This window comes from Providencia sp. PROV048 (assembly GCF_033688165.1).
In the GTDB taxonomy this organism is placed as follows: Bacteria; Pseudomonadota; Gammaproteobacteria; order Enterobacterales; family Enterobacteriaceae; genus Providencia; species Providencia hangzhouensis.
On the sequence record NZ_CP096360.1, the window covers coordinates 804,037 to 829,749 of the forward strand.

The 25,713-nt window shown below is 40.7% G+C and carries 24 protein-coding genes; 8 read left to right on the forward strand and 16 right to left on the reverse strand.

Annotated elements, in window-relative coordinates; all coding sequences use genetic code 11:
* Nucleotides 1–8 precede the first annotated feature (8 nt).
* The 4 genes from caiB to caiE all read left to right on the forward strand — a co-directional run bounded on the left by caiB (nucleotide 9) and on the right by caiE (nucleotide 4,350).
* Nucleotides 9–1,229, forward strand: a complete 1,221-nt coding sequence (caiB, locus tag M1F26_RS03390) for an L-carnitine CoA-transferase (protein ID WP_094961956.1) — start codon at nucleotides 9–11, stop codon at nucleotides 1,227–1,229.
* 71 nt (nucleotides 1,230–1,300) lie between these two features.
* Complete coding sequence (caiC, locus tag M1F26_RS03395) at nucleotides 1,301–2,860, forward strand: crotonobetaine/carnitine-CoA ligase (RefSeq protein WP_140172104.1); 1,560 nt, start codon at nucleotides 1,301–1,303, stop codon at nucleotides 2,858–2,860.
* Nucleotides 2,861–2,948: 88 nt separating this feature from the next.
* On the forward strand, nucleotides 2,949–3,734 hold the full coding sequence (gene caiD / locus M1F26_RS03400) for a crotonobetainyl-CoA hydratase (RefSeq protein ID WP_140172105.1): 786 nt from the start codon (nucleotides 2,949–2,951) through the stop codon (nucleotides 3,732–3,734).
* A gap of 22 nt (nucleotides 3,735–3,756) precedes the next feature.
* Nucleotides 3,757–4,350 (forward strand): carnitine operon protein CaiE, encoded by a 594-nt coding sequence (caiE, locus tag M1F26_RS03405; protein WP_140172106.1) that lies wholly within the window; start codon nucleotides 3,757–3,759, stop codon nucleotides 4,348–4,350.
* 78 nt (nucleotides 4,351–4,428) lie between these two features.
* On the opposite strand, the gene caiF is transcribed toward caiE, so the two are convergent.
* The 4 genes from caiF to xseB form a co-directional block, all read right to left on the reverse strand.
* A complete protein-coding gene (caiF, locus tag M1F26_RS03410; protein ID WP_094961959.1) occupies nucleotides 4,429–4,821 on the reverse strand; it encodes a carnitine metabolism transcriptional regulator CaiF in 393 nt (130 codons plus the stop codon).
* Nucleotides 4,822–5,413: 592 nt separating this feature from the next.
* Complete coding sequence (dxs, locus tag M1F26_RS03415) at nucleotides 5,414–7,279, reverse strand: 1-deoxy-D-xylulose-5-phosphate synthase (protein WP_094961962.1); 1,866 nt, start codon at nucleotides 7,277–7,279, stop codon at nucleotides 5,414–5,416.
* Between the two features lie 252 nt (nucleotides 7,280–7,531).
* Nucleotides 7,532–8,449, reverse strand: a complete 918-nt coding sequence (ispA, locus tag M1F26_RS03420) for a (2E,6E)-farnesyl diphosphate synthase (RefSeq protein ID WP_140172107.1) — start codon at nucleotides 8,447–8,449, stop codon at nucleotides 7,532–7,534.
* Between the two features lie 3 nt (nucleotides 8,450–8,452).
* Nucleotides 8,453–8,704, reverse strand: coding sequence for an exodeoxyribonuclease VII small subunit (gene xseB / locus M1F26_RS03425; protein WP_125891971.1), 252 nt, complete (start codon nucleotides 8,702–8,704; stop codon nucleotides 8,453–8,455).
* A 220-nt stretch (nucleotides 8,705–8,924) separates the two neighbouring features.
* Between xseB and thiI the strand changes: the two genes are divergently transcribed.
* Nucleotides 8,925–10,376: a tRNA uracil 4-sulfurtransferase ThiI gene (thiI, locus tag M1F26_RS03430; protein ID WP_004905472.1), complete on the forward strand. Its 1,452-nt coding sequence runs from the start codon at nucleotides 8,925–8,927 to the stop codon at nucleotides 10,374–10,376.
* Between the two features lie 69 nt (nucleotides 10,377–10,445).
* On the opposite strand, the gene M1F26_RS03435 is transcribed toward thiI, so the two are convergent.
* The 3 genes from M1F26_RS03435 to panE form a co-directional block, all read right to left on the reverse strand.
* The gene (locus tag M1F26_RS03435) at nucleotides 10,446–10,589 is read right to left on the reverse strand and encodes a Hok/Gef family protein (protein ID WP_004905468.1); all 144 of its coding nucleotides are present in this window, start codon (nucleotides 10,587–10,589) and stop codon (nucleotides 10,446–10,448) included.
* A gap of 256 nt (nucleotides 10,590–10,845) precedes the next feature.
* Nucleotides 10,846–11,439 (reverse strand): protein deglycase YajL, encoded by a 594-nt coding sequence (yajL, locus tag M1F26_RS03440; protein WP_140172108.1) that lies wholly within the window; start codon nucleotides 11,437–11,439, stop codon nucleotides 10,846–10,848.
* Nucleotides 11,399–12,313 (reverse strand): 2-dehydropantoate 2-reductase, encoded by a 915-nt coding sequence (panE, locus tag M1F26_RS03445; protein ID WP_140172109.1) that lies wholly within the window; start codon nucleotides 12,311–12,313, stop codon nucleotides 11,399–11,401. Before panE ends, yajL begins: the two co-directional genes overlap by 41 nt.
* A 186-nt stretch (nucleotides 12,314–12,499) precedes the next feature.
* Here panE and M1F26_RS03450 point away from each other — a divergent pair, with 186 nt between their 5' ends.
* Nucleotides 12,500–12,991, forward strand: a complete 492-nt coding sequence (locus M1F26_RS03450; protein ID WP_004905465.1) for a YajQ family cyclic di-GMP-binding protein — start codon at nucleotides 12,500–12,502, stop codon at nucleotides 12,989–12,991.
* A gap of 205 nt (nucleotides 12,992–13,196) precedes the next feature.
* Here M1F26_RS03450 and M1F26_RS03455 read toward each other — a convergent pair whose 3' ends face one another.
* The 9 genes from M1F26_RS03455 to M1F26_RS03495 form a co-directional block, all read right to left on the reverse strand.
* A complete protein-coding gene (locus tag M1F26_RS03455; RefSeq protein WP_140172110.1) occupies nucleotides 13,197–14,558 on the reverse strand; it encodes an MFS transporter in 1,362 nt (453 codons plus the stop codon).
* A 311-nt stretch (nucleotides 14,559–14,869) separates the two neighbouring features.
* Nucleotides 14,870–15,757, reverse strand: a complete 888-nt coding sequence (gene cyoE / locus M1F26_RS03460) for a heme o synthase (protein ID WP_318837650.1) — start codon at nucleotides 15,755–15,757, stop codon at nucleotides 14,870–14,872.
* A gap of 12 nt (nucleotides 15,758–15,769) precedes the next feature.
* Nucleotides 15,770–16,102, reverse strand: a complete 333-nt coding sequence (locus tag M1F26_RS03465; RefSeq protein WP_004905459.1) for a cytochrome o ubiquinol oxidase subunit IV — start codon at nucleotides 16,100–16,102, stop codon at nucleotides 15,770–15,772.
* Entirely contained in the window at nucleotides 16,103–16,717 is a 615-nt protein-coding gene (locus M1F26_RS03470; protein WP_004905456.1) for a cytochrome o ubiquinol oxidase subunit III, read from the reverse strand.
* Nucleotides 16,707–18,698, reverse strand: coding sequence for a cytochrome o ubiquinol oxidase subunit I (gene cyoB / locus M1F26_RS03475; RefSeq protein WP_036958554.1), 1,992 nt, complete (start codon nucleotides 18,696–18,698; stop codon nucleotides 16,707–16,709). Before cyoB ends, M1F26_RS03470 begins: the two co-directional genes overlap by 11 nt.
* A gap of 4 nt (nucleotides 18,699–18,702) precedes the next feature.
* Nucleotides 18,703–19,674 (reverse strand): cytochrome o ubiquinol oxidase subunit II, encoded by a 972-nt coding sequence (gene cyoA, locus M1F26_RS03480; protein ID WP_140172112.1) that lies wholly within the window; start codon nucleotides 19,672–19,674, stop codon nucleotides 18,703–18,705.
* 427 nt (nucleotides 19,675–20,101) lie between these two features.
* Entirely contained in the window at nucleotides 20,102–20,872 is a 771-nt protein-coding gene (locus M1F26_RS03485; protein WP_125891979.1) for an outer membrane protein OmpK, read from the reverse strand.
* Nucleotides 20,873–21,153: 281 nt separating this feature from the next.
* Nucleotides 21,154–22,656, reverse strand: a complete 1,503-nt coding sequence (ampG, locus tag M1F26_RS03490) for a muropeptide MFS transporter AmpG (RefSeq protein WP_125891980.1) — start codon at nucleotides 22,654–22,656, stop codon at nucleotides 21,154–21,156.
* 130 nt (nucleotides 22,657–22,786) lie between these two features.
* Nucleotides 22,787–23,368, reverse strand: a complete 582-nt coding sequence (locus M1F26_RS03495; RefSeq protein WP_094962142.1) for a YajG family lipoprotein — start codon at nucleotides 23,366–23,368, stop codon at nucleotides 22,787–22,789.
* A gap of 257 nt (nucleotides 23,369–23,625) precedes the next feature.
* Here M1F26_RS03495 and bolA point away from each other — a divergent pair, with 257 nt between their 5' ends.
* Complete coding sequence (gene bolA / locus M1F26_RS03500; RefSeq protein ID WP_140172113.1) at nucleotides 23,626–23,964, forward strand: transcriptional regulator BolA; 339 nt, start codon at nucleotides 23,626–23,628, stop codon at nucleotides 23,962–23,964.
* Between the two features lie 352 nt (nucleotides 23,965–24,316).
* Nucleotides 24,317–25,621, forward strand: a complete 1,305-nt coding sequence (tig, locus tag M1F26_RS03505) for a trigger factor (RefSeq protein ID WP_004905445.1) — start codon at nucleotides 24,317–24,319, stop codon at nucleotides 25,619–25,621.
* The last annotated feature ends 92 nt before the right edge of the window (nucleotides 25,622–25,713 follow it).

Below are 25,713 nucleotides of genomic sequence, written 5' to 3' on the forward strand. Positions count from 1 at the left end.
ATAACAACATGGCAGAGCATCTACCTATGCCAGAATTTGGCCCTCTAGCTGGGGTTAGAGTGGTATTTTCAGGAATTGAAATTGCTGGCCCATTTGCAGGGCAAATGTTTGCAGAATGGGGCGCTGAAGTGATCTGGATAGAAAATGTCGCTTGGGCAGACACTATTCGCGTTCAACCCAACTACCCTCAGCTGTCACGACGTAATTTACGTGCGTTGTCATTGAATATTTTCAAGGATGAAGGACGTGACGCATTTTTGAAACTAATGGAAACCACAGATATATTCATTGAAGCGAGTAAAGGCCCCGCATTTGCTCGCCGTGGTATCACGGATGAAGTACTTTGGGAACATAACCCTAAACTGGTCATTGCACACTTATCCGGTTTCGGGCAGTACGGTGACCCACAATATACCAACCTTGCAGCTTATAACACCATCGCTCAAGCTTTCAGCGGCTATCTAATCCAAAACGGTGATAAAGACCAGCCAATGCCTGCTTTCCCGTATACCGCAGATTATTTTTCTGGCATGACCGCCACAACAGCGGCTCTCGCGGCATTGTATAAAGCGCGTGAAACCGGAAAAGGTGAAAGTATTGACGTTGCCATGTATGAAGTGATGTTGCGTATGGGGCAATACTTCATGATGGACTACTTTAATGGTGGAGAAATCTGCCCACGTATGACAAAAGGGAAAGACCCCTATTACGCAGGTTGTGGTCTCTATAGCTGTAAAGATGGTTATATCGTGATGGAAATTGTCGGCATCACGCAAATTCAGGAAATTTTCAAAGATATTGGGTTAGCGCATCTGTTAGGTACACCAGAAATACCGGAAGGCACACAGCTAATTCACCGTGTGGAATGCCCTTATGGGCCTTTAGTGGAAGAAAAACTCGATGAATGGCTAGGTTCACGTTCGATTGATGAAGTGTTAGCAAGACTCGCGGAATTGAATATTGCTAGCGCCAAAGTCCTTACGATTCCTGAGCTAGAAACCAATCCTCAATACATTGCACGAGAATCTATTACCAGTTGGCAAACAATGGAAGGAAAAACCTGCCGTGGTCCTAATGTCATGCCTAAATTCAAAAATAACCCCGGACAAATCTGGCGAGGCATGCCATCACACGGTATGGACACGACAGATATCTTAAAAAACATTGGATACAGCGAAACTGATATTCGGGGGTTAGTCGATAAAGGGCTAGCCAAAATAGTTGATTAATTGAATGGGTACTCAGGGCAATGATGACTATTGAACTGAGTATTCATCAGGGAAATGATGGGTAACAATTAATGGATGTAATCGGTAAACAAAATTTGCGTCAAATGTGGGATGACTTAGCAGTCACCCACGGTAACAGTCAGGCGCTTATCTTTGAATCCTGCGATGGAAAGGTTAGCAAGTTCAGCTATTTAGAAATGAACCAGCAAATTAATCGCACCGCCAATCTCTTTTTAGCTTATGGCATTCAAAAAGGCGATAAAGTGGCTTTACATTTAGATAATTGCCCTGAATTTTTCTTTTGCTGGTTTGGCTTGGCTAAAATTGGGGCGATTATGGTCCCAATTAATGCGCGTTATAAATACAGTGAAAGTGCCTGGATCATGCAGAACTGCCAACCCAAAATGGTGGTAACTTGCTCCTCTTTCTTAGATATTTATCAACAAGTATTCGCTGATGAAGCGACCAGCTTAGAACATATTTTTTTGATTACAGAAACGCAAATTGAACCCGTAGAGCATATTTCTGACTTTTGGCTTGAGCAGTCACAACAACATACGCAGTTGACTCAGGTGGTTGAATTGCATGTCGAGGATACGGCCGAAATTTTATTTACTTCTGGTACCACCTCGAAACCTAAAGGGGTGATTATTACTCACTATAACCTCCGCTTTGCGGGTTATTACTCTTCTTGGCAAAACAGCTTGCGCTCCGATGATATTTATTTAACGGTCATGCCTGCTTTTCATATTGATTGCCAATGTACGGCTTCTATGGCTGCATTTTCTGCCGGTGCTACGTTTGTTTTATTAGAGAAATACAGCGCACGCCGTTTTTGGCAACAAGTGGTGAAATACAAAGCGACTGTCGTCGAACTTATCCCAATGATGATCCGCACATTATTAAGCCAGCCGCTGGCGGATAACGAAAAAGATCATTGTTTACGAGAAGCCATGTTTTACCTCAATTTAAGTGAAGAAGAACGCGACCAGTTTATGGCCCGTTTTGGGGTGAAGCGGTTTTTAACTTCGTATGGAATGACGGAGACGATAGTTGGTTTGATTGGTGATAGGCCTGGCGATATGCGTCGTTGGCCATCCATTGGCCGCCCTGGTTTTTGTTATCAAGCTCAAATTCGGGATAGAAATAACCAACCTGTCGGAACAGGGGTTATTGGTGAGCTTTGTGTAAAAGGTGAACGTGGTAAAACCCTCTTTAAAGAGTATTACAACAGCCCTGAAGCGACAGCAAAAACCTTTGACGAAGCGGGATGGATGCATACGGGTGACTTTGCTTACCAAGACAAAGACGGCTTTTTCTATTTTGTCGATAGAAGTAGCAATATGATCAAACGCGGTGGAGAAAATGTCTCTTGCAGTGAAATCGAAAATATTATCGCCTCACATCCTGCCATTGTCGATGTTGCGGTGATTGGTATTGTGGATGATATCCGAGATGAAGCGATTAAAGCCTTTATTGTGCTTGAAGAAGGGGAAACCTTAACTCAGGAAGAATTTTTTGCTTTTTGTGAAAAACAAATGGCGAAATTTAAGGTGCCAACGTGTGTTGAGGTACGTAAAGATTTACCGCGTAACTGTTCTGGAAAAGTATTGAAAAAATATCTGCAATAATCGACAAACTTGATTAATTTTGCATACATTTTCGGGCTGCACATGTGCAACCTGAAGCGTCACTGCACGACGAAGAAAGGATTATATTATGAGCGAATCATTAAAAATCACTCGAAATGGCGCTATTTTAGAAATCATGCTCGATAGACCGAAAGCAAATGCAATAGATGCAAAAACTAGTTTCAAAATGGGAGAAGTTTTCCTTAATTTTCGCGATGACCCTTCTCTGCGTGTCGCCATTATTACCGGGGCAGGAGAGAGATTTTTCTCTGCGGGTTGGGATTTAAAATCTGCGGCGGAAGGTGAAGCACCTGATGCTGATTTTGGTCCAGGAGGCTTTGCCGGTTTGACTGAAATTTTTAATTTAAACAAACCTGTTATTGCTGCGGTGAATGGATATGCGTTTGGCGGTGGTTTTGAACTGGCTTTAGCGGCAGATATGATTATTTGTTCTGAAAATGCCAGTTTCGCATTACCTGAGGCTCAGCTCGGTATTGTTCCAGATAGCGGGGGGGTTTTACGTTTACCTAAAATTTTACCTGCGCCAATCGTGAATGAAATGGTGATGACAGGCAGAAGAATGGATGCACAGGAAGCATTACGTTGGGGAATTGCTAACGATGTGGTTCCTATTGAGAGCCTGATGGATAAAGCCCGTGAACTTGCAGAACAAATCACCCAAAGTGCGCCACTTGCTGTCGCTGCACTGAAAGAAATTTTCCGCGCTACAGGTGAACTTACAGTTGAAGAGGGGTATAAACTTATGCGTAGCGGCGTGCTGAAAAACTACCCTGCGGTTTTACACTCAGAAGATGCAACAGAAGGCCCGCTGGCGTTTTCCGAAAAACGTTCACCGAGTTGGAAAGGGCGCTAGTACGCTAGCAGTGAGGTGAATCTTGAGTTTTTACGCTTTTGAAGGGGTGATCCCAGTTGTTCATCCCACCGCATATGTACATCCATCAGCGGTAGTGATTGGTGATGTGATTATTGGTGAAGGGGTTTTCGTTGGGCCGAATGCCTCTTTACGTGGGGATTATGGCCGCTTGATCATAGAAAAAGGGGCAAATATTCAGGACTGCTGCATTATGCATGGCTATAGTGATGTTGAAACGATTGTCCATGAGTACGGACACATAGGTCACAGTGCTATTTTGCACGGATGTATTATTGGTCGTGATGCTTTAGTCGGTATGAATAGTGTGATCATGGACGGTGCTGTCATCGGCGAACAAAGCATTGTTGCTGCGATGAGTTTTGTTAAAGCTGGGTTTCAAGGAGAATACCGTCAGATGTTAGTCGGAAGTCCAGCCCGTTTTTTACGCTTAGTGACTGATGAAGAACTGCATTGGAAGCAGTTAAATACTAAGGAATATCAAGACCTAGCGTGCCGGTATCAGCAACACTTACAGGAAACCCAGCCACTAATAGAGCTTGAAGCTAATCGACCCCAATTATTTGGTACAACGGATGTAAAACCTAAGGGGCAATGATTCACAAAAAGGCCGTAAAATAAAAAACGCAGATAGTGAAGTCTGCGTTTTTTATTGATGTGAAGCTAAGAAATAGGTTTAACGACGTTGTGCTTTTGATAGCATCCATTGCCATTTTTGCTCTCGATTTAATTCACTTGGTGGCATAGAGGCTGCTTTTATAGGAGAATCGATAGTGACTTTTTCAGCTTGATGATTTCTTAAACGTGCATAAAGCTGGTTATCAATTTTCTTAACTTTAATAAGCCGCTGGCATTGGCAGCCTCGTCCCGATAATTTATTTGGGATCATTTTTACTTCACACTGAATTTCAGCAACATCAGATAAAATATAAGAAACAATATTGACTGCATTAGGATGCGGGATATCAAAGTTGTTAGATATCTCTCTAGCTGTAGTCCAGCGGCCTTGTTTCATTACCCAGTTTGCAATAGATAAATACAAGGGTTCATTAATATATTGTCCACACATAAGCGCTCCCAAATCTATTTATTAAAATCGACTAAATAAAAATAAACCATATGAAAATTGTAGTTGGAATAGCGTTTATTTGTTTCCTGGTTTGTTAATTAAGAAAACAAAATAATTATTTATTAATTTCTGGTTAAAATTGTTAAAATAATATATTCGTTATAAAAATAAATTATCATTTCTTACATATAAAAAATAATATTTCATAATGATATGTGACGAATATAATTCAGAGACTAAATTACGCTGTCATACAGTGACAAAGTTCATATTAATAGATTTTAAAATAATTTGCATGCCTTTATTGTGAAAATTTACATTCAAGATAAAAGCTTTGTTTGTATTATTATTTCAGGTAAATAGCTGAATATCGTTGTAGATAAACTGATTATATTTGGTTTTATATTTTATTTTAATGATCTTGAAATATAATAAAAATGTGACATAGGTGATTTTTTTAAATGAACATTAGTGAGTCAGTAATAATAGGGAACTAAACACTTTTTTAGCGTATTAAGAAAAGGAATAAGAGTGATTGGCTTTGTGATTGAATAGGGCATTGTATGTTAATGCAATGCCCTGAAGATAAAAACTATTTGGCTAAGTAGTTATTAATAGAATTAACAATACCTGTGGAATCTAAGCCCAGTTCAGCAATAAGTTCCTCTTGGGTACCCTGAGAAATAAAATAGTCAGGTAAACCAAGGTTTAAGGTTGGAATGATTTTTTTCTCATGCATTAGGAACTCATTCACACCGCTACCAGCACCACCCATGATGGCATTTTCTTCGAGAGTGACAAGTACATCATGGGTATTGGCCATTTCGAGGACCAGAGCTTCGTCTAAAGGCTTCACAAAACGCATATCTACAACAGTTGCGTTGAGTTGTTCAGCAGCAACTAATGCGTGGCTTAATAATGTGCCAAAACATAAGATAGCGACTTTTTCACCTTGGCGACGAATAATACCTTTACCAATAGGCAGTGGTGATAATGGCTGTAATTCAGCGCCTGTTCCTGTACCTCGAGGGTAACGAACCGCACATGGGCCATCTTGGTAATGGTAGCCAGTATGCAGCATTTGGCGGCACTCATTTTCATCACTTGGAGCCATAATAACCATGGTTGGTATACAGCGCAGGAATGAAATATCAAAAGAACCTTGGTGAGTTTGTCCATCAGCCCCAACAATGCCTGCCCGGTCAATTGCAAACATGACAGGTACCTTTTGGATAGCCACATCATGAATGACTTGATCATAACCGCGTTGCAAGAAAGTGGAATAGATAGCAACAATAGGCTTATAGCCACCAATGGCGAGGCCTGCCGCAAAGGTGACAGCATGTTGCTCCGCGATCGCGACATCGAAGTATTGCTCTGGGAATTCTTTAGAAAACCGAACCATACCAGACCCTTCACGCATCGCAGGGGTGATAGCCATCAGCTTGCTATCGTCTTTGGCCTCTTCACACAGCCAATCCCCAAAGATTTTAGAGAATGTTGGCCCCGTCTCTTTGCTTTTAGGTAAAGTGAAGGTACTTGGGTCAAATTTAGGAACAGCATGCCAGCTAATAGGGTCTTTTTCTGCTGGCTCATAACCCCGGCCTTTCTTGGTCATGATATGTAAAAATTGCGGGCCTTTTAAATCACGCATATTTTTTAACGTTTGAACTAAGGCAACAACATCATGGCCGTCAACAGGGCCAATATAGTTAAAACCTAATTCTTCAAACATGGTCCCCGGTACGACCATGCCTTTAATGTGTTCTTCTGTCTTTTTCAGTAACTCTTTAATAGGCGGCATGTTAGAAAAAACTTTTTTTCCACCTTCACGCAATGTTGTGTAGAGCTTTCCAGAAAGCAAGTGAGCTAAGTGGTTGTTTAGTGCGCCAACATTTTCTGAAATAGACATTTCGTTATCATTTAAGATAACCAACATGTCAGGTGCAGCATCCCCAGCATGGTTCATCGCCTCAAATGCCATTCCTGCGGTAATGGCGCCATCACCAATCACACAAACCGTTTTACGGTTTTGTTTTTCTTTTTCTGCGGCAATGGCCATGCCTAAACCGGCACTAATGGATGTTGAGGAATGGCCAACGCTTAAAATGTCATATTCACTTTCTTCACGCCATGGAAAGGGATGTAAACCATTTTTTTGACGAATGGTATCAATACGGTCACGGCGCCCCGTTAATATTTTATGTGGGTAGGCTTGGTGGCCGACATCCCACACAAGGTTATCAAACGGCGTTTTATAGACATAATGTAGTGCGACGGTGAGCTCAACAGCGCCAAGACCAGAAGCAAAGTGACCGCTAGAGCGACCTACGCTACTCAGTAAAAATTGTCTGAGTTCATCACAAAGCTTGGGCAAACTCTCTTTAGGCAACAGACGAAGCTCATCTGGTGTCTCTGCCAAGGCTAGCGTTGGATATTTAGCGATATCAATACTCATTAGTTGCTCACTTATAATTAATAAAAAACCCAACTTACTTAGCCATAACAAAATGACTATTTTCAGTATTTAGCTGCATAAAGCCTCTATGTGCTGTTGGGTTGCCTTCGTTTATCGTCTGCCTATAACTCTCGAGTGATTAAGAAGTCATCCATCTATTTTGTTGTGTTATAGGAATGATTCGAAGATACATTAGGGTAATAAATTGCCGTAATTATCGATCTTCTTGTAGCCAAAAGGCAAAGCATATTGTCAGCTTTTACGTTCAATAATGAAATTAGCTAAAGCGCTTAACATTTCTATATTATATCCATGGGACTGGAGTGTCTCTAAAGCATCTATTGCATCATGATATAGCTCACGTGCTTTTTTCTGCGCCGCTTCAAGCCCTAATAGCGATGGATAGGTACTTTTTTCATGTTCGGCATCAGTTCCTTGGCGTTTACCCGTGACTTCACTATCACCGATAACATCTAGGATATCGTCCTGTACTTGAAAGGCAAGACCGATGGATTGTGCATATTTATCTAAAACAGGTAACAATTGTTGACCTTTTTCACCTGCCGCAAAAGCACCAAGACGGATTGCAGCACGAATCAATGCCCCTGTTTTATGTTGATGAATGCGCTCGAGAGATTCAAGGCCGACTTGTTTTCCTTCTGCATCTAAATCAAGAGCTTGCCCACCACACATCCCCGCTAAACCACTTGCATATGATAACTCTGCAATCATGGCTATGCGGTCTTTGTCTGTTACATCTGGCATTGGTGCAGATGACAGTAATTGGAACGCCAATGTTTGCAATGCATCTCCAGCAAGTACCGCATTGCCTTCACCATACTTAATATGACAAGTCGGTTGGCCACGACGCAAATCATCATCATCCATTGCAGGTAAATCATCATGGATTAATGAATAAGCATGAATACATTCGACTGCGGCAGCTGGGGCATCAAGGTTTTCTTGGCTAACACCAAACATAGAACCGACGACATAAGTTAAAAATGGGCGTAAGCGTTTTCCACCTAATAATGTGCCATGACGCATTGCTTGTGCAAGTGGAAGGTCTGCAAACGGCAGTGCGTTTAAGGCATCTAATAGGTATTGATTGACTCTGTCGTAGGCTTGCTTTTGTTGCTGCGTAAAGCTATCTAAATGTTGTTCAGACATAATTTATTCTGTATCAGGTGAAAAATCGGCTAGAGGTTTATTTTCGTCATCACTTAGCAAAATTTGTACACGTTGCTCAGCTTGCTGTAGTACTTTTTGACCTTGCTTAGCAATTTGAACACCACGTTCAAACTCATTAAGGGCATCTTCTAAGGGAAGATCACCAGATTCTAGGCGAGCGACGATCTGCTCTAGCTCTTGAAGCGAGTTTTCAAAACTAACAGTTGGAACTTGCTGAGTTTTTTCTTTAGCCATAATATTTAACCACTAATGTGGGATCAGTTAATTCGATGGGTTTTAAATATTCAGCAGACTAACGCAGTCTTGCTACGGTTACAATTTATTATTGGGGTTTTTAGATTCAACCCGCAAGATAGTGTTATAATACGCCTCATTATTGACAATTGGTAACGTGTCATGTGTCTCTGTTAAGGCACATTCGTTTGCCCCCAACCACCATGAACATGCAGCTATTATGAAGTTTATCATTAAGTTATTCCCAGAAATTACCATTAAAAGCCAAACTGTTAGGCTACGTTTCATTAAAATTTTGACCAGTAATATCCGTAACGTGCTTAAACCACTTGGCGAAGAAATTTCGGTTGTCCGTAATTGGGATAACATTGAAGTGCGTGTGAAGGGGGAAACAAAACACGATGAAATTTGTGACATGCTAGGGCGTATCCCAGGTATTCACCATATTCTCGAAGTGGAAGAAAAACCGTTTACTAGTCTGCATCATATTTACGAAATGACACACGAAGCCTATGGCGAGTCATTAGAAAATAAAACATTCTGTGTGCGGGTGAAACGTCGTGGTAAACATGAGTTTTCATCCATCGATGCTGAACGCTATATCGGTGGTGGGTTAAACCAGCACATTGCATCTGCAAAAGTTAAGCTTAAAGACCCTGACACCACGATTCACTTAGAAATCGAAGATGATAAACTTATCTTAGTTAAAGCACGTATTGAAGGCATTGGTGGTTTCCCTATAGGGACCCAAGAGGATGTGTTGTCACTCATTTCCGGTGGTTTTGATTCAGGTGTATCGAGCTATATGCTGATGCGTCGTGGCTGTCGTGTTCACTATTGCTTCTTTAATTTAGGCGGAGCTGCACATGAAATTGGTGTGAAGCAAATCGCACATTATTTGTGGAACCGTTTTGGTAGTTCCCATAAAGTCCGTTTTATTGCTGTAAATTTTGAGCCAGTTGTGGCTGAAATTTTAGAAAAAGTGGATGATGGCCAAATGGGCGTTGTGCTCAAACGTATGATGGTAAGAGCGGCATCTAAAGTTGCTGAGCGTTATGGCGTGCAGGCGATTGTCACAGGTGAAGCGTTAGGGCAGGTATCAAGCCAGACTTTAACAAACTTGCGTTTAATTGATAATGCTTCTGATACTCTCGTATTAAGGCCGCTAATTTCCCATGATAAAGAACATATTATTAAGTTAGCTCGCCAAATTGGTACTGAAGATTTCGCAAAAACCATGCCTGAATATTGTGGTGTAATCTCAAAAAGCCCAACAGTTAAAGCGGTGAAAGCGCGGATTGAAGCGGAAGAGGCCAATTTTGATTTTAGTATTTTAGAGTCTGTTGTTGAGCAAGCTCAAAATATAGATATTCGACAAATTGCACAAGAAAGTCTTGAAAAAGTTCCTGAAATTGAAATGGTGAGTGAGCTTTCAATTGAAAATGAAGTGATTTTAGATATTCGTTCAATTGATGAATTCGAAGACAAACCACTGAATGTAGATGGAATGGAAATTAAGCACATTCCATTCTATAAGTTGAGTACGCAATTTGGTGACTTACCAAAAGATAAAACCTATTTATTATATTGTGACCGTGGGGTAATGAGCCGCTTGCAAGCGCTATACCTAAAAGAACAAGGTTATGAAAATATAAAGGTTTATCGCCCATAACTTAAAACAGGGTGCTTGTATCACCAACTCACAATCAGAGAGAAATGTGGGGGAATTTCCCCCACAAGACTAGTTATCGCAGGATAACGTAGCTTGAACCAGCGTGTTTCCGCTGCTGATACTGAAAGAGCACAGTCTTTCTTGCATCAATAACGAAAAACACAATACCGTCAGACACACGGTAACTAGCCCCAGAAGGGCAATTTTGGCCATTCCTCTTGACTCCTTTTCTAAAAGGAGACAGAATCAAATTGTTGAGTGTTTGAGACTGCCTCGGATTAAGATTAACATCTAATTCGGGGCTTTCGTCTTTTTGGTTCTCACAAATGCTTGAACCAAAATGATCCAAGCACCCGCAGCAATCATAGCAAAAAAGTACTCTAAACACAGATTTTTTTTGCTGTTTAATTTTTATTATTCAATAAGTTAAGTTATATTTCTAATTCGTTTTTTATAATGAGTTTTATATTTAATCTTCTAAATAATCGTTAATACCATTAGGTAAAACGAGTTGAGTGGCAACTTGGGCTGCAGTCTTTCGGCCTGCCAATAGTTCAATTAACTTTAATGCAAAGTCAAAAGAAGTGGCGGGTCCTTGGCTAGTTAATAGATTGACACGTTCATCAAAGTAAACTCGGCGATCGACCCATTTATGAGCTGGAATTTTATCTTTCATTGATGGAAAACAGGTCATATTACCTAGTGGAAACAATTGGTGATATTCAAGTACAAGCGCTGGTGCTGCACAAATAGCTGCTACAATTTTACCATCAAGATGCATACGGCGAACTTTTTCAACAACCAGTGGGCTATCGCGGAACGTTTCTGCGCCCGCTATACCACCGGGCAGCACAATGGCATCAAAAGGCTCATCAGCGACTTTAATCAATGGGGTATCGGCAATAATTTTTAGGCCTCGTGAAGCGGTAATGGTTAAAGAACCGTCTTCCGTCACACTCGCTAAAGTCACATTAATGCCTGCTCTAACTAATAAATCAGCAGTAATGGTAAATTCAATTTCTTCACTCCCATGAGCGATGCAAACTAGAACGGAAGTCGTCATATTGTTGTTCTCTATTTTTGACTAAATGATAAAGGCGATCGTTTTCAGGTGTACTGATCCCATGAGCTCGTGCTTGTTTGATTAAAAAGCCAGTGATGTAATCAATCTCTGTACGGCGATTATTTCGCATATCTTGTAACATAGAGGAATAGTTATCAGCGGTATTATTGATAATGCCGTAAATATACTCAGTCAGTTCTGCTTTATCCGTATGCAGCCCTTCTGCCGCCATAACATGACATATTTCATCAATGATCTGAGATATCTGTATGGAATGTTGGATTAATTCACCATTTTTACAGGTATGTTCGACGGTAAGGGGGTTAATGACACAGTTTACAATCAATTTACGCCAGCAAGTGGTTAAAATATTATTATGCCAAGCCACATCAGGTAAGGCTTCATGCAAGATATCTGCTATTGGGTAGTAAGCTTGTGCTTGGGAATTGATAGCGCCGATATGTGTGATCCCATTTGCGACATGAAATACTTGATTATTTTCTTGCCAAGCTGCATGGGTTGTGACGCCCGCTAAGATAGGATGACGTAAAGGCGCCAGCTCTTCAATCGTTCCCATGCCATTATGCAGTAATAGAATAGGCGTATTTTCTGGGATAGTATTAATCAAAGGTAATAAAGCGTCAGAAACTTGCCATGCTTTTAAACAAACAATGATCAACTCACTGGTTTGCAAGTGGTTAATATTATTACAAGGAACCAGTTCTCGGAAAGTACGTCCATCGGGTTCATTAACATCGACGAATAAATCAGACTGTGCAACACGTAGCCAGCCTTGTATGTCATGTCCTTGTATTGCAAGTGAAGCAAGCCACAGTTTACCTATCGCACCACAACCAATTAGAGTTATTTTCATTGTTTCCCCTTTGAAATGGGACTTTAACGTCTTATAAGGTAAGGCGGAAGTGATCTCTTGCTATTATAACCTTTTACGATACGAAGTTGTAGTTAACGAAGTATCACAGACCCTGATAACTTGAAGTGATGTGAATAAAAACGTTATCATGCGCACAGTCTAAAAATTATCAGTGAGGTTCTAGCTATGCCATCATTTGACATTGTATCTGAAGTGGAAATGAATGAAGTACGTAATGCGGTGGAAAATGCGCAGCGTGAGTTAACCAGCCGTTGGGATTTTAAAAATGTCGAAGCTAGTTTTGAGCTAAATGACAAAAATGAATCAGTTAAAATCACTAGCGAGTCTGATTTCCAAGTACTCCAGTTAGTTGATATCTTAAGAGAAAAAATGGCAAAACGCGGTATTGATGGTGCTGTATTGAATGTGCCAGAAGATATTGTTCATAGTGGAAAAACCTATAGCGTTGAAGTTACGTTCAAGCAAGGTATTGATGCTGCAACTGCTAAAAAAATCGTTAAATTAATTAAAGACAGTAAACTGAAAGTCCAAGCACAAGTTCAAGGTGACCAAGTACGTGTGACGGGCAAAGCCCGTGATGATTTACAATCGGTTATGGCATTAGTACGTGGCGGGAACTTAGGCCAACCTTTTCAATTTAATAACTTCCGCGATTAGTTATTTTTCAAGCATTCATTTAAAGCCCGCGATAGCGGGCTCAGACTGCTGACAAACATATTATGTTTGGCGGCAAGTCTAATAGGTTTTGAAAATAAACTAGGAAAATCAATTTATTGATTTTCGGCTGATAACACAAAGCGGGAAAAACCACGCTTTTATCCTGCTTTGTCAACAACCTCAGCCCGCGATAGCGGGCTAATTTTTACTGATTTATTAATGCTTCAAGTTGTTCTCGATTGATGATTTTTCTATCAACTTTAACATAAGCACTAAATTCCTCATCAACGACAAGCGCTTCCATCACCCCTTCTTGAGCTTGTAACTTTTTCTCAAGGGCTCTTGTATCTCCAATATGGTTGGGTAATTCAATACGAATACTGCTGACATAAGGAGGCTGCTGCATGGTCAGGCTAATGATAAACCAGATAATGGTCAAAATTAAACCACCAATAAAAACGGTACTAGCCCCTTCAAAACTATATAACCACCCACCAACAATCCCCCCAATGGCAACGCCTAAAAACTGGCTGGTGGAGTAAACGCCCATGGCAGTTCCTTTATAACCCGCAGGTGCTTCCTTGCTTATTAGTGATGGTAAAATGGCTTCCATGATATTGAAAGCGATAAAAAATAGTTGAATACCTAAGAAAATCACCCATAAGTGATTGCCAGAAAACCATAAGGTAATTTCGGCCAATGCTAAAACTGCAATACAGAATAAGAAGACTTGTTTCATTTTGCGGTATTTTTCCGCATAAATAATGAAAGGAAGTACGGTGACAAAAGCGATTAACATTGTGACTAAATAGGCTTTCCAATGGTCTTTCGCTAAAAAGCCAGAGTCAGTCATGATAAGAGGCAGAGCAACAAAACTGGACATCAGTAGGGTGTGTAAGCTGAGGATCCCTATATTTAATTTGAGTAATTGGGGGTGCATTAAAACCGCTTTTAAATTACCTTGCACAAATGCAGACTCACGATTTAAGACATGAGTATTAGTATTAGGAACAACAAAAACAGTCACTGCAATAGCACCAACTGCAAGTAGCGCTATCCCCCAAAATAAGCCACTTAAACCAACCCAATTAGCGATAATTGGGCCAAGTACGAGGGCGATAGCAAAAGTTAAACCGAAACTAATACCTAAAAATGCCATGGCTTTAGTGCGATTTTGCTCTCGAGTTAGGTCAGAAAGTAATGCCATGACGGCAGCAGAAATTGCTCCGGCGCCTTGTAAAGCCCGCCCAATAATAATTCCCCAAATAGAATCGCTTAGTGCTGCAACGATACTTCCGATAATAAAAATAACTAACCCAATAATAATTAAAGGTTTCCTACCAATTTTATCTGACATTAAACCAAAAGGGATTTGAAAAACTGCTTGGCTAAGGCCATAGATACCAATAGCAACACCCACTAAGAACTCGCTAGCACCTTGTAAATGCATCCCATAGCTGGTCAAAATAGGTAATACCATAAACATTCCAAGCATTCGCAAGGAGAAAACGGAGCCTAATCCCCAAGTGGATCTAAGCTCTGCGGATGTCATTTTGTTATCATTCATTTTTATTCTTCATATTTCGTGCTGTAGCGGTGTTGACTTCTCTCAGCTAGTTAGGTCACACATTAATAAATACAACAAGTTGAATAAATACGTATATGTTGTGGCAATATGTTTTTAATCTCAACCTATTAGCATTTTAATAGTGCATTTGATATCTAGCTTATCAATAGCAAGCGGCTATTTAACCATAAAATAGATTCATAAGGATAGGCAGAATAAGTAAAAGTGAGTTGTAAAAGCAGTTAGGGACAAATAAAAACGGCGGGGAAGGCCCGCCGTTTAGACATCGTTATCATCAGTAAACAGATAAGTTATCTGACGAGAGCTATAACAGTATCGCTTGAAACGATAGGGTCAACTGACATCATTACGCTCAATGAAGTAATCGTTACGATTGAGAAAATGAACAGTTTTCTTGCCCAGACCCGGTCGTCATTTTCGGTTTTGAAGCCCGAAATTGCCATACCTAGCCACCATAAGCTGACTGCTGCACCTACGATGAGGTACTTATAGCCCGCGTATCCACTGATAGCTAACATTAATGTTGCGACCATAAACGCTAGGATATACAGGAAGATGTGCGTTTTCGCGACGGAAATTCCTTTAATAACCGGTAACACAGGAATGTTTGCGGCTTTGTAATCCTTAAAGCGGAAGATAGCAATGGCATAAGAATGAGGCATTTGCCACAAACTGAATATCAATAATAGGATAAGTGCACCCATATCGAATTCATTCGTAACAGCGCAGTAACCGATAACTGGTGGTGCCGCGCCTGAAAGACTGCCAATCAGTGTGCCATAAACGGATTTACGTTTCATATATAGGCTATAAATACCTACATAAACAATGAAACCGATAACTGCAAGCAGCATTGCCAGAGCATTGGCTGCTACAAGTAGCAGCAGCATACCAGCAATACCTAATGCAGCAGCGTAAATCAGGCTAACTTTCGGATCAATCAACCCTTTAACTAAAGGGCGATTCTTCGTTCTTTCCATGATACGGTCGATATCACGGTCGATGTAGTTGTTAAAAACACAACCAGAAGCCACGACCAGTGATACACCCAGCAAAGTCGCAACGAACAGTGGGTAATCAATTGACCCTTTTGAAGCCAATAAAAAACCACCGATCACAGAAATCAAGTTTCCGAATATAATTCCTGGTTTGGTCACTTGCAGGTATTGCTTAAACATATCGGCAACTCTTTAATCGAGCATCATATTGATGTTCAGGTTGTACATAATCCACAGTGAGCCAATGACCACAATGCCAACAATTAGCATGGTGAACAGGAAGGCAACTAAATTCCAACGCTCATCTGATGATGTATTCATATGTAAGAAACAAACCAAATGAACTAGAATTTGCACAACCGCCATGCCTACAACAGTCCAAAGGATTGCTGAAGTTGACGCTGTACCTTCCATCACCATCCAGAAAGGGATCACTGTCAGGATAACTGATAGGATAAAGCCAATCAGGTATGTTTTAACGCTACCGTGGCTTGCTCCAGTGTGAGCATCTTTTGCATGACTCATTTAAATAGCCCCCAGAAGATAAACAACGGTAAATACACAAATCCACACAACGTCTAAGAAGTGCCAGAACAAACTTAGGCAGTTTAAACGTGTTTTGTTGACATCAGTCAGGCCACGGCGAGTGACTTGGATCATCATGATAATAATCCAGATCAGGCCCGCAGTTACGTGTAGACCGTGAGTCGCAACGAGTGCGAAGAAGCCAGATAAGAAACCGCTACGGTCAGGACCAAAGCCTTCTGCAATCAATTCATGGAACTCATAGATTTCCATGATGACGAAGCCAAGACCTAACAGGAACGTTGCAAACAGCCATAAGTTAACAGCAGCTATCTTACCTTTGTGCATCGCTATCATTGCGAAGCCGTAAGTGATACTACTCACTAACAGTAAGAAGGTTTCGCCTAATACGAACTTCAGACTGAAGATATCTTTACCAGCAGGTCCGCCAGCAGTTCCATCGGCCAAAACAACATAGGTCGCAAACAAACAAGCAAACAGAATCAAGTCGCTCATGATATAGAGCCAGAAACCGAATACTTTTGTTCCACCTGCATCGTGGTGCCCATGCTCAGCATGGGCGATATTTTGGTTAGTCATTGTATTAGTTGACATCGTTCACACCTGCCTTACGCAATTCTTCAAAGTGCTTATTCTCGATTTCTTCGATTTCAGCCACAGGTACGTAGTAATCAACATCTTCGTCGAAGCTTTTTGCAATCCAAGTTACGATCATTCCACCGAAACCAATGATTGCGAGCCACCAGATGTGCCAGATCATTGCGAAACCTAAAACTAGGCTAAATGCAGCGATAATAACGCCTGCGCCTGTGTTTTTCGGCATATGAATTTCTTCATATGAAGTTGGTTTCTTATGAGCAAGGCCTTTCTCTTTCAGATCCCACCATGCATCGCGGGTTTGAACGTGTGGTTCAATCGCAAAGTTATAGAAAGGTGGTGGAGAAGATGTCGCCCACTCAAGTGTACGTCCACCCCATGGGTCACCGGTTAAATCACGGTTTTCATGACGGTCACGGATACTCACAATGATTTGGATAACTTGGCATGCAATACCGATCGCGATTAACGCAGCACCGCCTGCAGCAACAACTAACATTGTGTGGTAAGTCGGGTCAATATTCTGACTTAAACGACGGGTCATACCCATAAAGCCAAGAATGTACAGTGGCATAAAGGCTAAGAAGAAACCGATGATCCAGAACCAGAAGGCACGAACACCCCATTTCTCATTTAGCGTGAAGCCATATGCTTTCGGGAACCAGTAAGTCATACCCGCGAAGCACCCGAATACAACACCACCAATGATAACGTTATGGAAGTGAGCAATCAGGAATAGACTGTTATGCAGAACGAAGTTTGCACCTGGAACAGCAAGCAGAACACCAGTCATACCACCAACAGAGAAGGTGATGATGAAACCGATAGTCCACAGCATAGGTGATTTAAACTCGATACGGCCTTGGTACATGGTAAACAACCAGTTGAAGATCTTAACCCCTGTAGGGATTGCGATAATCATTGTGGCGATACCGAAGAAGGCGTTAACGTTAGCTCCTGAACCCATCGTAAAGAAGTGGTGCAACCAAACGATGAAGGACATAACGGTAATAACGATTGTCGCCCAAACTAATGAGGTATAACCGAATAAACGTTTTTTCGAGAAGGTTGCTGCAACTTCAGAGAATACACCGAACACTGGCAGAACAAGGATATACACCTCAGGGTGACCCCATGCCCAAATCAGGTTGATGTACATCATCATGTTGCCGCCCATATCATTAGTGAAGAAATGGGTGCCTAAATAACGGTCTAACGTCAGAAGCGTTAATGTAACAGTTAAGATAGGGAAAGCAGCAACAATCAATACGTTAGTACATAACGCAGCCCAGCTGAATACAGGCATTTTCATCATCGACATACCCGGCGTACGCATACGGATAATAGTCGCGATAAAGTTAACCCCTGTTAATAGTGTACCAATACCGGATATCTGGAGACTCCAGAGCCAGTAATCGACCCCGACCCCAGGGTTGTACTCCAAGCCGGATAATGGCGGATAAGCCAACCAACCAGTTTGTGCGAATTCACCTACCCCTAGAGAGATGTTGATTAACACAACACCAACAACAAAGAACCAGAAGCTCAATGAGTTAAGGAATGGGAACGCAACATCACGTGCACCAATTTGCAGAGGCACAACTAAGTTCATCAGACCGACAACGAATGGAGTTGCCATGAAGAAAATCATGATAACGCCGTGTGCGGTGAAGATTTGGTCATAGTGATGAGGATTCAAGAAACCCTCTTGGCCAGCAGAAGCAAGAACTTGCTGCCCACGCATCATGATAGCATCCGCGAAGCCACGGAATAACATAACCATTGCGACAATGATGTACATGACACCAATTTTCTTATGGTCAACAGAGGTTAACCATTCTTTCCACAACCACTTCCATTTACCAAAGTAAGAAATCACACCTACTAAGCCAAGTCCACCTAGGACAATAGCAATCAGGGTGACAACGATAATCGGCTCATGGAGCGGAATTGCATCTAGTGTTAATTTTCCGAACATGCCCTTATTCCTCAGCGCCAGCAGCATGAGCACTATGGCTCATTTGCATTGAATTGCCTGTAGCATCGTTATGGTTAGTCATTGAATGACTTTGATTTTCTACAGGAGCGTGACCTTTATGGTGCTCATGACCAAACTTCAGAACGATATCTTCATAAAGTTTAGGCTTCACGCTAGAGAAGTAGGTAACAGGAACGTTCATGCTTGGCTTAGCGACTTCGTCGAATGCCTGCATGGTATCCATTGTTTTAGGAGAAGCTTTTACCTTTTGTACCCACTCATCAAAACCTTGACGGTCTGGAGTTGCAATAGCATTGAACTTCATGTCAGAGAAACCGTGGCCACTGTAGCTTGCTGAGAAGCCTTTGTAGGTACCTGGTTCATTAGCGATTAAATGAAGTTTAGTTTGCATACCTGCCATCGCGTAGATTTGGCCACCTAAAGATGGAATGAAGAATGAGTTCATCACCGAATCTGACGTGATTTTGAAGTTAACTGGCACACCTGTAGGGAATGCGATTTCATTAACTGTTGCAATGCCTTGCTCTGGATAAATAAATATCCATTTCCAGTCAGCAGAAATAACTTCAATAGTGACAGGTTCCTGATCACTCACTAATGGCTGATACGGGTCCAGCTCATGTGTCGTCTTCCAAGTGATAGCACCTAGAATAATGATAATGATGATAGGAACGGTCCAGCAGACTAACTCAATTTTATTTGAGTGAGCCCAATTAGGACGGTAGGTTGCTGACGTGTTGGATTCACGGTATTTTCTTGCGAAGATAATCGTCATGAAAATAACAGGAATAACAACAAGTAGCATTAAGCCAATTGCAATAAGAATTAGCTCTTTTTGTTTAACGCCAACGGCGCCTTTTGGATCCATCAACACCATATCGCAACCACCTAGTAGTAAGGCAGCTACAACGAGTGAGATTGCTCCGATGCTTTTTTTGTAGTTCATAAGTCTCATCCACGACCCCAAATGACAAAGATTCTAATTGTCGTTTCATCAGTGCGGGCATTTTACGGTAAGGTTATGCGAGTGTAAATGATTGTAAGGCAAAGAAACTGAATTGTTAGCTCTTTATGTTAATATGATCACATGTAATGAACTTATAAACAAAAAGTTAAAATTGATACGAATTATAAGTATGTGTTGATAAAACTCTATTAATACTAAATTATCTTGGTAATTTTTCAAAGAAAAATATATACAAAAGAAATAAAAAAAGAGGGAAACTGATATAAATGATTAGCAATATGCTAAGGGAAATTACAGTTTTTAGTGCCGATAAAGCTATTTTAGTTGCTTTATCGGCCAAATGATAAAAAAAATTTTTATTTTACTGATAGAAAAAAGAAATTTGTTAAATTTTGATCCAGTTTTCTATATCGAATTAAAATGTGTACTTTAATGTATAAATGATTGCATCCTGATAGAAGGTATCCCCTAATTTATTATCTGCATAGCGGTATTGTACCCCTGCAGAAACATGATTTGTAGCATTCCACCAAAAAGCAAGAGCGCCATTTATGCCATTACTCTTACCGCCGTTATAGCGTTTGTTCCTAGCAAACTCCATTTCATGCCAGTTTGTTATCATGAAATTTTCTTCGAATGCGCTGAAATTATAACCGGCTACCCAACCTGCGACATATCCATTATTACCTGAATAGAATGTCTGATCGGTGTAATTAAGAGCAATAAAAGGCTTAAACCATAAGTCACCGAATGCAGTGTTATAACCAATACCATATAAGGTGTTCACATCGTGGAAATTACCACCATACTTGGCTCCCGGTAATGACCAAGTACCATAAACGTGTCCATATAAGTTAAAACCAGTGTCACCTAAGTAAAAGCGGCCTGTTGTTTTAATTGTATAACGTTTATTCCGCCCTGAATCGGTATGTTGGCTGTGGAATGGATTTTCGAGATCAAAAAAACCATATAACTCACCCCAATTAAAATTGGCCCCACCTTCAAGTTCAATATAGGCAAAATCTTTTTTACGTGTCGTTTTTTCTGTTTTGGTTTCAGTGCGATGTGACCAATCTAAATAGTTTATATTGACATCAGCAAAGCCATTTTTATAGCCAATAATATCGTCAGAGTATGCTGTACCTGCTAGAGAGATTAAGGCGGTAATGTAAATGATTTTTTTCATAGATAGATTATCTTCGCTTAATAATTGATGAGGTTTAGCAGTTTGCTAGTTGTTAACACTTTAATTAACCTATTTGTAACTTGTGATATATTAGGCTTGAAAATTGCAATTAAGAAATATTTTACACAAACAAAGTGATCTTAATCACGATTTTTTTGATGGTTTTAGTTTGTTTTGTTATTTGGAACTGATTTGTAGTAAAGATCAAATTCCCTAAATAAATAAACTTTACTTAGGGAATTTCGAGGTGAATAAGTTAATGTGTTAATGTATAGAAAGGGTTATTGTTGTACTGTTTTACGAACGGCGAGGAAATCCAAACTACCACCAATAACTAAACTGATAGCACCAATGCTAATACCTGTATTAAAGATGAGGTTTTGGTAATGAGGCAAGCTCAGCCAAAATTCAATTTGTGTCGTAAATAAATAAATTCTCATATCACTAAATGAAAATACAAGTAATGAGAGTAGCCAAATAGCAAGGCAGCTTACGGCAGTAATAAGTGCATATACGGCAATACGATAGCCTCTAGTGTACAATTGACGTCGTTGAAATAGCCCTGTTGTTTGTGTGTAAATTAAGGATGTTCGGCAAGCTAATAAAAGCAAAACGCCAGGAACAGCAACCGCGATTGAAATAAGGTAGAAAAGTGGCCAGCCATAGTTACTGACAAAAATACTCGCGACTGGGCCAATGTAAACACGGCCAACAGCAGAAAGAGCAGAAAGAAGTGCAAACTGTGTTGCAGATAACGACTTGTTACATAATGTCATTAAGAGGGCGACAAACGCAGCAGTTCCCATTCCAGAGAAGATATTTTCTAGAAATATAATCGACCCCATGGTTAAGATATTAGGTGGGGTTATCGCTAAGAACCAATATCCGATATTAGAGCCGCCTTGTAGAAGCCCAAAAATAAATAGAGCTTTAAATAAGCTCATATTTTTCATTAGGTAACCACCAAGTAATGCCCCAACTATAGTTGCTGCCATACCTACAGTTTTATTGACGGTGCCTACTTCACTTAAACTAAAGCCAAGCGCATTTAATAGAAAGTTGGTGTTGAGCGCCATGACAAAGGCGTCACCGAGTTTGTAAAAAACTAATAGAAGTAAGATTAGCCATGCATTGTTCCGGCTAAAAAATTCAGCAAGTGGCTCGTAAATCGCTTTTTTTAGCGAGGTTGGTGCAGCACCGCTCTCTTCAGGTTCTTTTGCGAGCAATGTTGCGATAACACCGATAATCATCAACCCTGCCATAACTAAATAAAGTTGTTTCCACGTTAAAAACTTATCCGCTAGCCAAAGTGCAAGCCCACCAGAAACGAGCATGCTGATCCGGTACCCCATAACGGAGGTTGCCGCACCAATTCCGCGTTCTTCAGCACTGAGTAAATCAGTTTTATAGGCATCAAAAACAATGTCTTGTGAGGCTGAACAAAATGCAACAGTAACCGCTAGCGCAGCAAGGTACCACAAATGCTCTGAGGGGTTCATAAAGCCCATAGCGGCAATGCTGATAATCAACAGAATTTGCGTGGTTAATAGCCATCCTCTTCGACGACCAAGAAAGGGCGGAGTATAGCGGTCCATCATTGGGGACCAAAGAAATTTCAACACATAAGCCTGTCCGACTAATGAAAAGAAACCAATAGTTTTAATATCGACATTTTCAACAGTTAGCCAAGCTTGTAATGTACCTGCAGTTAAAGCTAAAGGTAGACCAGAAACAAAGCCTAAAAGGATTAAAGTGATGTTATTTGGTAGAGTAAAACGAGGCATTATTTCCCTCTAAGCCAGTGTGATATTGCTACAATACATTGCGCTGCAGAGGTATTGGCTGCGCTATGCTACCCAAACTCAATCAGTGAGAGCTTAGGTAGCTTAATACTTAATGATAATGATTGCTCAGTTAATAGCGTGAATTTTGTCTGATAAAATCGGTGATTTCCTGGTCTGTTGCCATATCTGCAATTAAATCAGTGAGTGCGCTATTGATAGCTGTTGCTATCTTGTCATTATTGGCTGCTAATAACTCTTGTGTATTAAAATTGCGGGTAAATGAACGTGTTTTTGTCGAACCATTTGGGGCTGTTGCAATAATACTCACACTGGAGTTTACGGTAATATTATGGCGCAAGCTGCCTTCACTGACTTTGGTATCGAGTTTATTCAATTGAACGACTAGATTCACATTTGCCGGTGATGTCACCATAAAGCCACGTGCAGCCATTTGTTTTTCGACGGCTTCTTGCATCAGATAACGAGGATCGCGTGAAGGGTTCAGTACGACTAAACTGCCATTGCGGTTGACTTCCGCTAAGGATTTATTCGTACGATTGTCTACACTGCTAACACTGATTGAAGTTGCATTCAGTGTGGGGTTTTTTGTAGGTAAAGCTATCTTAGGCTCAAGTGATAATGTATTGCTGCTGGTTGCACAGCCCGCAAGAAGAAATAACCCTAAAAGTGGAAAACACAGTTTTCTTAACATAATTTTTTCCAGTTCATCTTTCCTAATTGAAAATGTTTCGTTATGGTGCGGGTAGCCGTCGTTCAATATAAAGCTTAGCGGCTTATTTATCCTAAACTGTTAGACAACAATTTTTGAAAAAATTCGCATCAATGTGCCGCTATCATAACATTGGCAAGTTATTATCGGATATTTCTATAATAAGAAGATAGCAATAATCAACACGTACAATAAAAGATAATTGCCTCTGAGCATAATTTTTAATTAAGGAGCATTTTATGGTCGCTAATGCAGCTCAAAGTATGCAACCTCTTGTGAGCCAAAAATTACAAGCTGCTTTCGAACCGACACATTTGGAGGTAATTAATGAAAGCCACCAACACAATGTGTTACCGGGCTCTGAAAGCCATTTCAAAGTTATTTTAGTGAGTGATAAATTTGAAAATAAACGAATGCTTGCCCGCCACCGCGAAATTTATGCTATTTTAGCCAGCGAATTATCGGGAGGGATCCATGCCCTTGCTTTGCATACATATACGCAACAAGAGTGGAATGAGCTTGCTGACACTGCGTTAAAATCACCTGCTTGTCGTGGTGTCGGCGGTGTTAATCGGTAATTTTTTGTTTCAGTTAATACACTGAGACTATGCTTTACATAATCAGCCATGCTCAATGATGAGCTTGGTGAATGTTTTTTCTTCACTTTAGGTGAAAAAACAAAAAATTTAGTCAGAAAAGTCACAAATAATGAGGAAAAAACGCTTCTTTTCTCAGCTTTTCTCGACTCAGGGCGCATGCATCGGTATAATGCTGCGTCTAATTTTCAGTAAGGTTTCGGGACGCTTCTGATATCAGGGATTGACCGTTACGAAAGTAACGCCCCCGGTTCTGGAAGGGAGACAGCCGTTATGATTTAATGGCATAACTCTGGAGTAGACCGATCACTAAGATTTATTTTGAGGTAAGAAGATGCAAGTTTCTGTTGAAACGACTCAAGGCCTTGGGCGTCGTGTAACAATCACCGTTCCTGCCACTGATATTGAAAAAGCAGTTAATAGCGAATTAGTTAGTGTTGCTAAAAAAGTACGTGTTGATGGTTTCCGTAAAGGGAAAGTACCAATGAACATCGTTAAACAGCGTTACGGCGCGTCTGTTATGCAAGACGTTCTGGGCGATGTAATGCAACGTAACTTCATCAACGCAATTATTGAACAAAAAATCAATCCAGCGGGTGCGCCTAGCTACAAACCTGAGCAACTCGAAGACGGTAAAGATTTTGTTTATTCAGTTGAATTCGAAGTTTACCCAGAAATCGAATTAACAGGTTTAGAAACGATTGAAGTTGAAAAACCAGCTGTATCTGTAAAAGATGAAGATCTGGAAAACATGTTAGAAACTCTGCGTAAGCAACAAGCGCAGTGGAAAGAAGTTGAAGCGGCAGCAGAAGCTGACTCTCGCATCACTATCAACTTTACCGGTTCTATCGATGGTGAAGAATTCGAAGGCGGAAAAGCAGAAGATTTCGCACTCGTTATGGGCGAAGGTCGTATGATCCCAGGCTTCGAAGAAGGTGTTGTTGGTCATAAAGCGGGTGAAGAATTCGATATCGAAGTTAACTTCCCAGAAGACTACCATGCTGAAAACCTGAAAGGTAAAGCGGCGAAATTTGCTATTGTTCTGAAGAAAGTAGAACAACGTGAACTGCCTGAATTCACTGAAGAATTCATCAAGCGTTTTGGTATCGCTGATGGTTCTTTAGATGGCCTGCGTGCAGAAGTACGTAAAAACATGGAGCGTGAGCTGAAAAATGCCGTGCGTAACCGTGTTAAAGCACAAGTTCTTGATGGCTTAATCAAAGCTAACGACATCGAAGTTCCAGCAGCAGTTGTTGATGGTGAAATTGATGTTCTGCGTCGTCAAGCGGCACAGCGTTTTGGTGGCGACGAAAAACAAGCGATGGAATTACCTCGTGAACTGTTTGAAGAACAAGCAAAACGTCGCGTAGTGATCGGTCTGCTGTTAGGCGAAGTGATCAACAAAAACGAACTGAAAGCTGACGAAGATCGCGTTAAAGCGCTGATCGAGGAAATGGCTTCTGCGTATGAAGATCCAGCTGAAGTTATCGAATACTACAGCAAAAACGAAGAGCTGATGAATAGCGTTCGTAACTTAGCTTTAGAAGAACAAGCTGTTGAAACTGTATTGGCTGTTGCTAAAGTGACAGAAAAAGAAACTAACTTCACTGAACTGATGAACCAAGTTCAAGCAGGTTAATTCTTTCTTGCTGTACAAAATAATGAAACCCGTGGTGTAATACTACGGGTTTTTTGTCAATTAAAGCCTTTAAATTATCACTTTAGCGAATT

What these genes read in the sequence shown, in the direction of transcription:
- thiI (WP_004905472.1), top strand. Translation starts at nt 8,925, where the DNA reads ATGAAGTTTATCATTAAGTTATTCCCAGAAATTACCATTAAAAGCCAA.
- caiC (WP_140172104.1), top strand. Translation starts at nt 1,301, where the DNA reads ATGGATGTAATCGGTAAACAAAATTTGCGTCAAATGTGGGATGACTTA.
- cyoA (WP_140172112.1), bottom strand. Translation starts at nt 19,674, where the DNA reads ATGAGACTTATGAACTACAAAAAAAGCATCGGAGCAATCTCACTCGTT.
- panE (WP_140172109.1), bottom strand. Translation starts at nt 12,313, where the DNA reads ATGAAAATAACTCTAATTGGTTGTGGTGCGATAGGTAAACTGTGGCTT.
- M1F26_RS03470 (WP_004905456.1), bottom strand. Translation starts at nt 16,717, where the DNA reads ATGTCAACTAATACAATGACTAACCAAAATATCGCCCATGCTGAGCAT.
- dxs (WP_094961962.1), bottom strand. Translation starts at nt 7,279, where the DNA reads ATGAGTATTGATATCGCTAAATATCCAACGCTAGCCTTGGCAGAGACA.
- ispA (WP_140172107.1), bottom strand. Translation starts at nt 8,449, where the DNA reads ATGTCTGAACAACATTTAGATAGCTTTACGCAGCAACAAAAGCAAGCC.
- bolA (WP_140172113.1), top strand. Translation starts at nt 23,626, where the DNA reads ATGGTCGCTAATGCAGCTCAAAGTATGCAACCTCTTGTGAGCCAAAAA.
- M1F26_RS03435 (WP_004905468.1), bottom strand. Translation starts at nt 10,589, where the DNA reads ATGGCCAAAATTGCCCTTCTGGGGCTAGTTACCGTGTGTCTGACGGTA.
- caiB (WP_094961956.1), top strand. Translation starts at nt 9, where the DNA reads ATGGCAGAGCATCTACCTATGCCAGAATTTGGCCCTCTAGCTGGGGTT.
- M1F26_RS03485 (WP_125891979.1), bottom strand. Translation starts at nt 20,872, where the DNA reads ATGAAAAAAATCATTTACATTACCGCCTTAATCTCTCTAGCAGGTACA.
- M1F26_RS03465 (WP_004905459.1), bottom strand. Translation starts at nt 16,102, where the DNA reads ATGAGTCATGCAAAAGATGCTCACACTGGAGCAAGCCACGGTAGCGTT.
- M1F26_RS03455 (WP_140172110.1), bottom strand. Translation starts at nt 14,558, where the DNA reads ATGAATGATAACAAAATGACATCCGCAGAGCTTAGATCCACTTGGGGA.
- cyoE (WP_318837650.1), bottom strand. Translation starts at nt 15,757, where the DNA reads ATGTTTAAGCAATACCTGCAAGTGACCAAACCAGGAATTATATTCGGA.
- yajL (WP_140172108.1), bottom strand. Translation starts at nt 11,439, where the DNA reads ATGACGACTTCCGTTCTAGTTTGCATCGCTCATGGGAGTGAAGAAATT.
- ampG (WP_125891980.1), bottom strand. Translation starts at nt 22,656, where the DNA reads ATGCCTCGTTTTACTCTACCAAATAACATCACTTTAATCCTTTTAGGC.
- M1F26_RS03450 (WP_004905465.1), top strand. Translation starts at nt 12,500, where the DNA reads ATGCCATCATTTGACATTGTATCTGAAGTGGAAATGAATGAAGTACGT.
- caiF (WP_094961959.1), bottom strand. Translation starts at nt 4,821, where the DNA reads ATGTGTGGACAATATATTAATGAACCCTTGTATTTATCTATTGCAAAC.
- tig (WP_004905445.1), top strand. Translation starts at nt 24,317, where the DNA reads ATGCAAGTTTCTGTTGAAACGACTCAAGGCCTTGGGCGTCGTGTAACA.
- M1F26_RS03495 (WP_094962142.1), bottom strand. Translation starts at nt 23,368, where the DNA reads ATGTTAAGAAAACTGTGTTTTCCACTTTTAGGGTTATTTCTTCTTGCG.
- caiD (WP_140172105.1), top strand. Translation starts at nt 2,949, where the DNA reads ATGAGCGAATCATTAAAAATCACTCGAAATGGCGCTATTTTAGAAATC.
- cyoB (WP_036958554.1), bottom strand. Translation starts at nt 18,698, where the DNA reads ATGTTCGGAAAATTAACACTAGATGCAATTCCGCTCCATGAGCCGATT.
- xseB (WP_125891971.1), bottom strand. Translation starts at nt 8,704, where the DNA reads ATGGCTAAAGAAAAAACTCAGCAAGTTCCAACTGTTAGTTTTGAAAAC.